This window comes from Psychrosphaera sp., from assembly GCF_982872775.1.
In genome coordinates this window covers 12,847-25,322 of sequence record NZ_CEYNSH010000001.1, presented here as the reverse complement: position 1 = coordinate 25,322, position 12,476 = coordinate 12,847, and the positions used below count along the sequence as shown (strand labels likewise).

General features: G+C 42.6%; 8 protein-coding genes and 1 pseudogene. 7 read left to right on the top strand and 2 right to left on the bottom strand.

The genetic code is table 11. The annotated features are described in order from the left end of the window. Positions 1-12 precede the first annotated feature (12 nt). Complete coding sequence (locus tag AC4E96_RS00115; protein ID WP_490254533.1) at positions 13-1,281, bottom strand: sugar MFS transporter; 1,269 nt, start codon at positions 1,279-1,281, stop codon at positions 13-15. A 237-nt stretch (positions 1,282-1,518) separates the two neighbouring features. Here AC4E96_RS00115 and AC4E96_RS00110 point away from each other — a divergent pair, with 237 nt between their 5' ends. The 7 genes from AC4E96_RS00110 (at position 1,519) to AC4E96_RS00080 (ending at position 12,020) form a co-directional block, all read left to right on the top strand. After that, entirely contained in the window at positions 1,519-2,859 is a 1,341-nt protein-coding gene (locus tag AC4E96_RS00110) for a GH1 family beta-glucosidase (RefSeq protein WP_490254598.1), read from the top strand. A gap of 86 nt (positions 2,860-2,945) precedes the next feature. Then, a complete protein-coding gene (locus AC4E96_RS00105) occupies positions 2,946-4,268 on the top strand; it encodes a glycoside-pentoside-hexuronide (GPH):cation symporter (protein WP_490254532.1) in 1,323 nt (440 codons plus the stop codon). A 19-nt stretch (positions 4,269-4,287) separates the two neighbouring features. Then, positions 4,288-5,301, top strand: coding sequence for a LacI family DNA-binding transcriptional regulator (locus AC4E96_RS00100; protein ID WP_490254531.1), 1,014 nt, complete (start codon positions 4,288-4,290; stop codon positions 5,299-5,301). Between the two features lie 324 nt (positions 5,302-5,625). Continuing rightward, positions 5,626-8,589, top strand: a complete 2,964-nt coding sequence (locus AC4E96_RS00095; RefSeq protein WP_490254530.1) for a TonB-dependent receptor — start codon at positions 5,626-5,628, stop codon at positions 8,587-8,589. A 13-nt stretch (positions 8,590-8,602) separates the two neighbouring features. Beyond that, positions 8,603-10,216 carry a tryptophan halogenase family protein gene (locus AC4E96_RS00090; RefSeq protein ID WP_490254529.1) on the top strand — a complete coding sequence of 538 codons (1,614 nt, stop codon included), beginning with the start codon at positions 8,603-8,605 and terminating at the stop codon, positions 10,214-10,216. 58 nt (positions 10,217-10,274) lie between these two features. Beyond that, complete coding sequence (locus AC4E96_RS00085; protein ID WP_490254528.1) at positions 10,275-11,003, top strand: SapC family protein; 729 nt, start codon at positions 10,275-10,277, stop codon at positions 11,001-11,003. 18 nt (positions 11,004-11,021) lie between these two features. Continuing rightward, positions 11,022-12,020: a cupin-like domain-containing protein gene (locus AC4E96_RS00080; RefSeq protein WP_490254527.1), complete on the top strand. Its 999-nt coding sequence runs from the start codon at positions 11,022-11,024 to the stop codon at positions 12,018-12,020. 69 nt (positions 12,021-12,089) lie between these two features. Here the strand turns inward: AC4E96_RS00080 and AC4E96_RS00075 are convergent. Beyond that, positions 12,090-12,476 (bottom strand): annotated as a pseudogene (locus tag AC4E96_RS00075) (glutathione-disulfide reductase); the annotation flags it as partial.

The following is a 12,476-nucleotide window of genomic DNA, read 5'->3' as shown; positions in this document are numbered from 1 at the left end:
TGTTCATTAAAATTACGAATTTGAAGCCGGTTGGTCTTTGACCACACTGCCTTTTAGACCATAAAAAGCGATGTACAAATAACACACAATTGGCATTGCAAATGAAGCGGTTAAGCCAAAGCTATCGGCTAGCACACCCTGTACTAGCGGTAACACCGCACCACCTACAATCGCCAAACACAAGATGCCTGAACCGTGACTGGTAAATTCTTTTAAGTGTTTTAATGCCAAGGAGAAAATAGTTGGGAACATGATTGAGTTACATAGACCAACCAGAAGCAGTGACCACATTGCTAATTCGCCTTGTGACAACACAGTTGTAATCAGTAATAACACAGCAGCGATCGCGTTAAATGCCAACACAGTGCCTGCGTCAATTTTTTGCATAATTGCAGCACCTAAGAACCGACCAACCATTGCACCACCCCAGTAGTAAGTGATGTACTTGGCCGCTTCGGCTTCTTCAAACGACATCACACGTTCTAGGCCAAAATAATTGATCATAAAACTACCAATACTGACTTCTGCACCGACGTATACAAAAATACCAATGGCACCGAGACTTAAATGACGGTGTGACAAGGCAGATTGATAGTCTTTCATCGTGCTAGCAGTAGAGTCTTGTTCAGCACTTTGAATATTAGGTAGCTTGAGGAATGAAAACACTAACGCCAAAACCAATAGCATCAGCGCTAAAAGTAAGTATGGAAACTTAACTGACTCACCGAGGTTTGCGCCTTCGTTTACCGCGGCACCCAAAATCAAAATACCGCCAAAGTATGGTGCAACCGTTGTACCTAATGAGTTGAAGGCTTGAGTCATCGTTAGACGTGATGAAGATGTGCTTGGGTCTCCTAACACGCTGACATAAGGATTAGCTGAAACTTGTAATATTGTGATACCCGATGCCAGTACGAATAAAGCACCTAAGAATAATTCATAAGTTTGGTAAGCGGCTGCAGGGTAAAACATAATACAACCCAAGCAAGCGACTAATAAACCGGCAACAATACCCTTTTGATAACCAAGTTTGGCCACCAATTTACCAGCAGGCAAAGACACCAAAAAATAAGCACTGAAAAAACAAAATTGAATCAACATAGCTTGCGTGTAATTCAATGAGAATAGGTTTTTCAGGTAAGGGATTAAAATGTCATTGAGGCAAGTAATAAAGCCCCACATGAAAAATAAAGACGTCAATGAAACAAGCGCAAAACGGTAATTTTGATCGCTTTGAACATGACCTGAATTTAAGGTCGGCTCGACCGGTGTTGATGACATAATATCTCTAATCCTAATTGGTGCTTGGGTCTAATTATTATTGTTTACTTCACTTTTTATGCTGGCTTTGTTTATAAAACGTGCAAATTTTAATTCCAACAAATTCTTGTAAGCGCTTACATTTATAGCATACAATAATTTCAAATCAATAATATTTTTGTGTTCACTCTCTGCGTTTAGCAAGGAAAAGCAGTGAAGACAAAGCCAATGCAAATTGGATTTAAGGAATATAAGCTAATGACATCATTGACATTACCTAAGGGTTCGGCGCTGCTAAACAAAGACTTTATGTTTGGTGTTGCGACGTCTTCTTTTCAAATAGAAGGAGCACGTGATCAACGTGATGCCTGTATTTGGGATACGTTTTGTGCAACTGAAGGTAAGATCAAAGATAGAAGCAATGGTGATGTCGCCTGTGAACACGTTGAGCTTTGGCAACAAGACGTCGAACTTATTAAATCATTAAATGTCGACAGTTATCGTTTGTCTATCAGTTGGCCGCGTGTCATCAATGAACATGGTAAGATCAACCAAGCGGGATTAGACTTTTACGTCAATTTGATCACGGCACTAAAGCAAGCTGATATCAGAGTGTTTGTCACGCTTTATCACTGGGATCTTCCTCAATACTTGGAAGAAAAAGGTGGTTGGCTTAATCGAGATACAGCATTTGCTTTTCAGGCTTACACTGAAGTCATCGTCAAAGCACTCAAAGGTTTAGTCAGCGCTTATTCCACCTTAAATGAACCTTGGTGCTCTGCTTATCTAGGCTATGAGTTGGGTATCCATGCACCGGGGTTGACTGGCCGCGAAAAAGGTATGACAGCTGCTCACCACTTGCTTTTGGCTCATGGTTTAGCAATGCAAACCTTAAATGAATTAAGCCCAGAAACCGAAAATGGCTTGGTCCTCAACTTTAGTCCTTGTTATCCAAAAACAGATAGCGATACAGATAAAGAGGCCGCAGAGTTAGCGAATCAATATTTTAATCACTGGTATCTTAAGCCAGTCATGGATGGTAAATACCCGGCTATTTTTACCGACCAATTGGCGAGCACCGGCGCAGTAAAAAACGGTGACATGGACATAATCCAACAGCCAATGGATTATTTAGGTGTCAATTATTACACCCGTTCCATTTTTGCCGCTGACCATGAGCAAGGATTTGTTGGCTGCCCTGCCGAGGCACCGGAACTTACCGCTATGGGCTGGGAAATTTTTCCGCAAGGTCTCACTCAAATACTAACAGACCTAAACAATACCTATTCATTGCCACCAATTTACATCACAGAAAATGGTGCAGCTATGGACGATAATTTAATCGATGGTATGGTGGAAGATGAAAATAGAGTTGCTTATTTTCAATCTCACTTGTTAGCTGTGCACGATGCGATTGAAAAGGGCGTAGATGTCCAAGGCTATTTTGCTTGGAGCTTAATGGACAATTTTGAATGGGCCGAAGGTTATGTAAAACGTTTTGGTATCGTTCACGTTGATTTTGAAACCCAAAAACGAACAATTAAAAGAAGTGGTCTGGCGTTTGCTGCCCTCATATCTGAGCGCAACCAGTCCATTTAAAAATAATAATAAAAAACAATAATTGAAACAGGTTAATAGCGTTCAGAATTATTAATGAGCGCTAACCGTGCAGGTTAGGACAAACCATGCTCAGTATTAGAGAAAAAGTCGCTTACGGTTTAGGCGACACGGCCAGTAATATTATCTTCCAAACGGTGATGATGTTTTTATTGGTCTATTACACAGATGTCGTGCAGATCTCACCTGCCGAGGCTGGCACGATGTTTTTATTGGTTCGAATTATCGATGCGATAACAGACCCTTTGATGGGTTCATTCGCAGACAGAACCAATACCAAATGGGGACGCTATCGCCCTTTCCTATTATGGCTCGCGCTGCCTTTTGGCATCATAAGTGTCCTCGCATTTACTTCTTTTTCTACATTCGACAATTACAAATACGCATACGCCTTTGTCACTTATACCTTGTTAATGCTGATATACACCGCCATCAACATTCCTTACTCCGCCTTAGCCAGCGCTTTAACCAATGACCCAAAACAACGTGTTTCGATTCAATCCTATCGATTCGTTTTCGGTATGCTAGGTGGGCTATTGATCGCAGGCGGCACATTGCCTTTAGTCGAGTATTTTGGCCAAGGCGATAAAGCCAAAGGTTATGCGATGACGATGACTGTAATGGGTATCTTAGGCGTCATCTTGTTTTTACTTTGTTTTGCCGGAACTAAAGAGCGCGTCAGTTATACCAGCACACCAAAAGAGCCAATTTGGCAAAGTCTAAAGTCATTAGTAAAAAATGATCAGTGGCGAGTGTTATCTGTCGTAGGTGTCTTTTTGTTAAGTGGTCAAGTACTCAGAGCCTCTCTAGCTGTTTATTACGTAACTTACTATCTACAACAACCCGACAAAGTTACCTTGTTTATTACCCTTGGAATGGTGGCCAGTGTTATCGGCTGTAGCCTTAGTGCCCAACTTGCCAAAAAAGTTTGCAAAGTTAAGGCCTATATTGCCCTTCAACTCATTGCTGCCATGTTATGTGCAAGCAGCTTTTTAGTTAGCCCTGACAACATTGTGATGGCTTTTGCAGTTTATATTTTATGGAACTTCTTCCTTCAAATGGCGACACCGTTATTATGGGCAAAGATGGCCGACACCGCTGATTATGGTTTGTGGAAAACGGGTACACCTATGACAGGACTTGTCTATTCATCCATTGTATTTTTTATTAAACTCGGGATTGCAATCGGTGGTGCATTAGCCGGGTGGCTGCTTGCTTATTACGACTACGCTGCAGATCAGGTACAAAGCGATTATACCCAGCAAGGTATTTTATTGTGCTTCTCGTTGCTACCAGCACTCGGTTCGGTCGCCGCCGCATTTGTAATGAAGTGGTACACATTGACCGATGAAAAGGTAGAATACATCAATGCCAAGTTAACCGCGTCTTAAACAGGAGATTATTGAGGCAATGGCGACAATCTATGAAGTATCTGAACTAGCCGGTGTTTCTTTGGCAACCGTATCTCGTGTCGTCAACAACAACGCACGAGTCAGTGACAAAACTAAGGAAAAAGTAATCAATGCCATGAATGAGCTTGGTTACAAACCAAATACCATTGCGCAGTCTTTAGCTTCAAATCGTTCAAACAGTATTGGTCTGCTTGTTTCTGAATTACACGGCCCTTTTTTCGGCGCCATGATGAGTGGTATTGAAGGTGAGCTTCGTGCCGCAGGTAAACATACCATCATCGCCTCAGGCCACTCTGATGAACAAACCGAAAAAGACAGCATCGAGTTTTTAATTGGTCGTAAGTGTGACGCACTAATTCTCCACGCCGAAGCTGTTAGCGACGAATATCTTCAAGACCTAAGCAAACAGCCGATCGAATTAGTAATTATCAACCGTGTGGTACCCGGATTGGAGTCAATATGTGTCAGTCTAGACAATGAGCACGGCGGCTTTCTTGCTACTCAATACCTAATAGAGCAAGGCCATACTCAGTTTGCCTACATTACAGGCCCTAACTGGAAGAAAGACAGCAAAGATAGATATGCAGGCCATTTGCGAGCCTTAGCAGAAGCAGGGCTGAGCCAACACCCTAAACTCGTAGTGGAGGGTAACTTCCAGCAAAGCGGCGGCTTATACGGAGCCGATCAAATTCTGTCGGTAAAACAGCCCTTTACTGCGCTCATTTGTGGTAACGATGAAATGGCCAGCGGTGCGATTACGCGTGCGCGTGAACTAGGCATTCAAGTGCCTCAACAAGTCTCTGTTGTGGGCTATGACAACATTATTTTAGCTGATTACTTATATCCGAAATTAACAACGGTTGAATACCCGGTTCATAAAATGGGGCAAATGGCCGCTAAATTGATATTGGCCAACACCTATAAAATTGCGGAAGAAAACATTGTAACGGCGTTTACACCTTGTCTTATCGAGCGCGATTCGTGTATTAAATGCCAACCAAACAGAGATTAAACTGAATTCAGTTTTGTACGCTTTCAGTTTAACCATCATAAAAAAGCTCACACTTTGTACAAAAATCACCTATAGAGTCAAAATTTAGTTGACGATTTAAACAAATTGTCATATTTTTTGTAAGCGCTTACAAAACCAAACACCGATACATTTACGGTAGTCTGGTTTTTTTTGTAGTATTTTTGTAAGCGCTTACATTGATTTCAATTCAACCATTTGACGAATGGGCAGTATTAGCTACCTCTGTAAAATGAGTTAAATTGAATAAAACAATAACTACAAAAACAAACTAATATCAGCACGGTTAAGCGTTGGGGACACAACATGAAAGCCAAAAAATTTAATAAATCTTTGTTAGCGGCAAGTATCTCACTTGGTCTGACAGGGACATTCAGCAGCCAAGTAATGGCCGCTGAGGATGAAGCAAAAGAAGTCGAGGTTATCCAGGTAAAAGGCATCCGCGGCAGTATGGTCAAGTCGATGGACGTAAAGCGTTCATCACGTGGTGTTGTTGAAGCGATTTCATCTGAGGATATCGGTAAATTCCCTGATACTAACCTTGCTGAATCATTACAGCGTATTTCTGGTGTGTCTATCGATCGTTCAAACAACGAAGGCAGTCGCATCACAGTTCGTGGTATGGGTCCAGAGTTCAACCTTGTAACGTTAAACGGTCGTCAAATGCCGACTGTCGGCGGTCGTTCGTATGACTTTGGTAACATTGCTACTGAAGGCGTAAGCGCTGTTGAAGTATACAAGACAACACGCTCAGACTTACCAAGTGGTGGTATTGGTGCAACGGTAAATATGTTGACGGCTAAGCCATTAGCATTTCCAGGCTTAAAAGCATCAGTCGGCGTAAAAGGTGTAATGGAGACCAGTAATGAAACTGGCGACGACGTTACCCCTGAAGTATCAGGCTTGATCAGCAATACTTTTGCTGATGACACATTTGGTGTTTTAGCCTCTTTTGCGCACCAAGAACGCAACAACCGCGAGCAAACCGCTGCCGTTGATAACTGGATTCCGAACGTAAATATTTCTGCGTCTCCTAACCTAGAGTTAACAGACAATAATCAACGTGCCGATGGCGCAACGTGGTATCCGCAAAATTCAGGCTATTCAATCAATGACAACGAGCGCACTCGTACCAATGGTCAGTTAGTATTCCAATATCGTCCAGTAGAAAACGTCACTGCGACGCTTGATTACACCTACTCAAAACTTGAGTTCGAATCAAACCGCAATAGCTTTGGTGTTTGGTTTAACAACGGCGGTAACGTTTCAAGTGCGACCATCAACGAAAGAGGTACTTACACCGACGTCGCTGAAATTGGTGGTGACTACGCGACAAACCTAGCGCGTGGTGAAAACGAAAATGAAAACAAATCACTTGGTTTAAACATTGAGTGGCAAGTCAACGACGGCTTAAAACTGACATTTGATGCGCACGACTCATCAGCTGTAAGCCAAGGCGTTGGCTTAGGTAATGATGCATTCTTAATTATCGGTAACACTTTCTGTGGCTTCTGTGGCGATGCTGGCCCTGACTTTGGCCCAAGCACAGCGAACATCAATATCAAAACAGCTGAGTTCCCACAAGACGGCATTCCGCTTTGGGGACTGGATCTAATTGACGCACAAGGTAACCCTCAAGCGGAGTTAACGGGTGCTGACATGGGCTCGTTATTTGGTGCAGTAACCAAAAACTTCAGTGAAAACGAAATGAGCCAATTCCAGTTAAAAGGTGAATGGGTTCCTGAAGGTGACGGCGTTGTCAATAAAGTTGACTTTGGTATTGCTCGAACAGAAATGAACTTCCGCTCGACTAATGCCTACTCACAAAACTTACCAGCCGGTTGGTGGAACTGGTCAGCGGTTCACTTCCCTGATGACATGTTTACTCGCGTAGGTATCGAAAGCTTATTAGACGGCTTCTCAAACGGTAACAACAAGGCGATTGACTATTACGTAACCGCTGATTTTGACGAAGTTTTAAATATCTTTGAAACGATTGAAGATCCAATCGCTCCGGGTATTTATAACGACGGTTGGCCACCTGAAGTAAATGGCAAATTCCAAGCTGGTCCAATCGATGGCGATAGTCGTGTTAAAGAAGAAACAACCTCTCTTTTTGCCCAGGTTAGCCTAAGTTATGACATGTTCGATCGCACGTTAGACATAATTACCGGCGCCCGTTATGAAGTCACCGATGTAACATCAAACGGCCTAGAAGTTCCAGCAACCGCAATGGAATGGGTTAATGGTAACGAGTGGGAATATGTTTATGCAGAAAACCAAACCTTCTCTGAAGGTTCTGGTGAAACGAAACAATTCTTACCAAGTCTAGATATGAGCATGGAAGTTGAAGAAGACATGATTGCTCGCTTCTCATACTCAAAATCACTGACTCGCCCTCCAATTGGTGCATTAGGTTCAACAAAAGCCTTCTTAGGTAATCCAAAAGTTGGCCAACGTAAAGTTGCAGTGGGTAATCCAGCGCTTGAGCCATATGTTGCGGATAACTTTGATTTGTCATTCGAATACTACTACGAGGAAGGTAGCTACGCGTCAATTGGTTATTTCCACAAAGACGTTGATAACTTCTTAGTAAACGTGACAACAAAAGAAACTATTGAAGGTCTTCGTGACCCATTCATTGGCCCTCGTGCAGAGCGCGCGCGTGAAGAGCTAGCAGCAGAAGGTATTCAGCCTTCTGACCAAGCTATCCACGATCGCATCAATGAAAATCAAGGCACACCTACAGGTACGCGCATTGGTGCAACGTCAGAAGACCCACTAGCGACTTTCGATGTATCACGTGATGTAAACTTAAACGAATCTAGCCTTAAAGGTTGGGAACTAGCAGTTCAGCATATGTTTGGTGAGACTGGTTTTGGTTTCCAAGCCAATGCTACCTTTGTATCTGGTGACGTAGAAGTCGATCGTGACTCAACTGAGGCGCAATTTGCCCTAGTAGGTATGAGTGATTCTGCTAACTTCTCAGCAATTTACGATAAAGATGACTTGTCAGTACGACTTTCTTATAACTGGCGTGATGAATTCTTAGCTGGATTTGATCAGCATTCTTCACCTGTATTTACAGAAGCTTACGCACAAGTTGACCTAAACGTGAACTATCAAGTAAATGAAAACTTAACGGTATTCTTCGAAGGATTAAACATCACAGAAGAAACTCAACGAGTATTCGTTCGTTACGAAGAGCAATTCTTAAATGGCTCTCAGTACGGTGCTCGTTATAACATTGGTGCACGCTATAACTTTTAATTGAGTTAATAACATGACCGATGTTATCAAACGTGTTGTTGTGTTGGGCGGAGGCAGTGCAGGCTGGATCGCAGCTGGCCTGATTGCCTCGACGCTCAAACGCAGTTCACAAAACACAACCACGGCTGCAAAGGTCGTGGTAGTTGAATCTCCCGACGTCAAAACGATTGGCGTTGGTGAGGGTTCTTGGCCTACTTTACGACAAACCCTAGCTGATATCGGTATAAGCGAGAGACTCTTTCTCACTTATTGTGATGCGTCTTTTAAACAGGGCACCGAGTTTGTCAACTGGCGGTATGATACCTCTCAACAACAAATTAATAATACAAATAGCAACGAGTCGCTAAAGTACAGTGACCGCTACTATCACCCTTTTACGGTTCCTTATTGTTATCCCAATGAACCAAACATCGTCGCCAAATGGCTTTCTTCTGATAACCCAAGTTTTGCCCATTTTAGCTCTCCTCAAGCATTAATTTGTGACAACGACAAAGCCCCAAAAACGGCTCAAGATCCCGATTATGCTGGCTTTGTTAATTATGGCTTTCACTTTAATGCCGACAAGTTAGGTCAATTACTTAAACAACATTGTATTGAGCATTTAAATGTCGAATACATTTCTGATCACATCACGGACGTAGTAGAAACAGACGACGGTTCGATTACTTCGTTGACGTCTAAACAATCAGGTCAAATACAAGGTGACTTGTTTGTCGACTGTTCCGGTTTAAAAAGCGTATTACTTGGAGAACACTATAAGATTCCATGGCAGAGCCAGGCTCCTGTTTTATTTAACAATCGTGCAATTGCCATTCAAACACCATACGAATCAAAAGACAGTCCGATTCCGTCTAGCACCCGCTCGGTCGCCACTGATATTGGTTGGATGTGGGACATCAGCCTGCAATCACGCCGTGGTACCGGAATCGTCTATTGCGACAAATATTGCACGGACGAAGAAGCCGAATTAACTCTGAGACAATATTTACAAGACACAAGCGGAACGCTTGATACTGACGCTTTGCCCGCTCGAAAGATTAAGTTTGAGCCAGGCTATCGAGAAACATTCTGGCATAAAAACTGTGTCGCCGTTGGTATGGCCGCTGGCTTTATTGAACCTCTTGAAGCTTCTGCTCTGGTCATGGTCGAGTTATCGAGCCAGTATATCTGTAAACACCTTCCTCTGGATAAAACGGCAATGCCAGTTATAGCCAAACGATTTAACGAGTTATTTCGTTATCGCTGGGAAAAGGTCATCGACTTTTTAAAATACCACTATGTTCTAAGTGAGCGTCAATCACCCTATTGGCTCGCGCACCAAGACCCAACGAGTATTCCAGAGAGCCTGCAAGAACTTATGACTTTATGGCAGTCAAAGTCTCCAGAACATACCGATTTATGGCAACAAGATGAAATATTTTCAGCCGCGAGTTATCAGTATGTATTACTTGGTATGAAACCAGAGCAACCTGATACTTTTGGCAGTGCTTTGGATAATCAAAAACAACAAACCAACAGCGAACAACAGCAACTCAAACAACAGTCTGAGCAATTATTGCGCCGTTTACCAACTAATAGAGAATTGTTAGAGTGGATGTCTAAAGACAGCTCAATAACTTCAAAATAATAACAATAGTTGTTCGTCGCCAAATCAGCGTTAACAAAAACGCCAATAAGGAATATCAATGTCACAACATCAAGCACTTAACAATCAGGCCCACCAGCACGTCAAAGTTATTGATAGTCTTGGCGCAGAATACGGTGACCAAATTGGTTTTTGCCATATATTCCCGATGGAATTTGCGTTAGCACAAGGCGACTTCCCTCTTGTCATTAAAGGCAGTATTGACCAGCCAGAGAAGCTAGAAATCATCGCCCTATTTGGCTTTCAAACTCAACAAAACCTGTTTTTAGATGGCAATGATTGGCAAGCGGATTATTTACCATTAACAATTCAACGAGCGCCTTTTTTAATTGGTTTTGAGCAAACAATGGAACAAGGTGTGCCAACCCAAAACCCAGTGGTGCACATCGATATGTCACACCCAAAAGTGTCAGAAAGTGAGGGCGAGTCCTTGTTTTTAGAACACGGCGGTAACACCGAGTTTTTAAACCAAAAAACCTCAGTGTTGTTAGGTATATTAGAGGGTAAACAACACGCAGATTTATTGTTAGAAGCATTAAAAGCAAACGACTTGCTAGAGCCACTAACCATAGATGTTACTTTTGACAATAATGAACAAATTAATCTCTCTGGGTTAATGACCATTAATGAAGAAAAGTTGGCTGAATTGTCTCCTGAGAGTACAGCAACATTACAGCAACAAGGGTTATTAAAACCGATTTACATGATGTTGGCTTCGTTGACGAATATTAAAAAGTTAATTGCTAGACGCAATCAGCGCTTGGCTTAAACGATTAGTATTGAGATTATGTTTACGCCTGAGTCTATTACAGTCGAGGCCAACCAAGACCTCACAGATATGCTTCAAACTCGCACAACACCTTTAGTGATCAAAGGTTTGTTGAGTCATTGGTCGGCGTGTTCAGTTCCGCAAGAAAATTCGATTAGTTACCTCAAGTCAATTGCAGCTAATGAACTTGTGTATGTTAATCAGAGCTTAGAAAACAGCCCACGCTTCTTTTACACGCCAGACTTAAAAGATAAAAACTTCAGTCAAACGGCGATGCCATTTAATGATTTTCTCACTGCGTTAGACTTAGCTGCCTCTCTCGACAAATCCGAAGCACCAGAACAATCTACGTTTGCTTACATGGCTTCGACAAGCGTTGCCTATTGTATGCCAGACTGGTTAACAGAAAACCCACTTAACCTAAACCTCGCCAATCCTTTAATAAGCGCTTGGTTAGGCACACAGTCGGTGGCCGCTACCCATTTTGATATTCCACAAAATTTAGCGTGTAATGTTTTTGGCCGTCGTCGTTTTACCCTATTCCCGCCTGAGCAAATCGAAAATTTATATATTGGTCCCATAGACTTTACTCCAGCTGGCCAGCCAGTCAGTCTTGTTGATGTAAACGAGCCTGACTTGACGCGTTTTCCAAAATATCGAATCGCTGAACAAAACGCTTATCAAGTGACGCTAGAGCCTGGTGACGCACTTTTTATCCCAAGTATGTGGTGGCACAACGTCGAAGCACTGACATCGGTTAACTTGTTAATTAACTATTGGTGGCAAACCACGCCTGCTTTCTCAGGACAACCTATGGATGCGATTAAACACGCTTTACTTAGTGTAAAAATGCAATCCGTTGAACAGAAAAGAGCATGGCTTAAGCTGTTGGAATATTGGCTGTTTAACGAGGATTGTGATCATTTACCTGAAGAGGTAAAAACGAGAGTCAGAGAATTAGATGAAAAAACAGCCCGACAATTACGTGCCGAGCTGCTTAAAAACCTTAATCGATAACATTCTAAAATAAGCTACCGAATGGAGAGAAGAATATAAGGAGTGAGTCTTCACTCACTCCAAGTATTCTTAACGCATGGTAACGTATTCTTCCGCGCTGGTTGGGTGAATCGCCACACAGGCATCAAAGTCTGCTTTCGTTGCGCCCATCTTCATAGCGACACCGAAGCCTTGTAGAATCTCGTCCATACCAAGGCCGATTCCGTGTAGACCAACAACACGCTCGTTATCACCTGCACAAACCAACTTCATCTTCGTCATTTGACGATGTTCAGTAACCGCTGTGTACATAGCTGCGAAGCTCGAGTTGTAGACCTTAACGTTTTCTTTACCGTATTGAGCAATGGCTTGTTCTTCTGTTAAGCCCATTGTGCCAATAGCCGGGTGACTAAATACCACGGTTGGAACCATAGTGTAGTCCATCACAACGTCAGTCATGCCGTTGAACAAACGCTC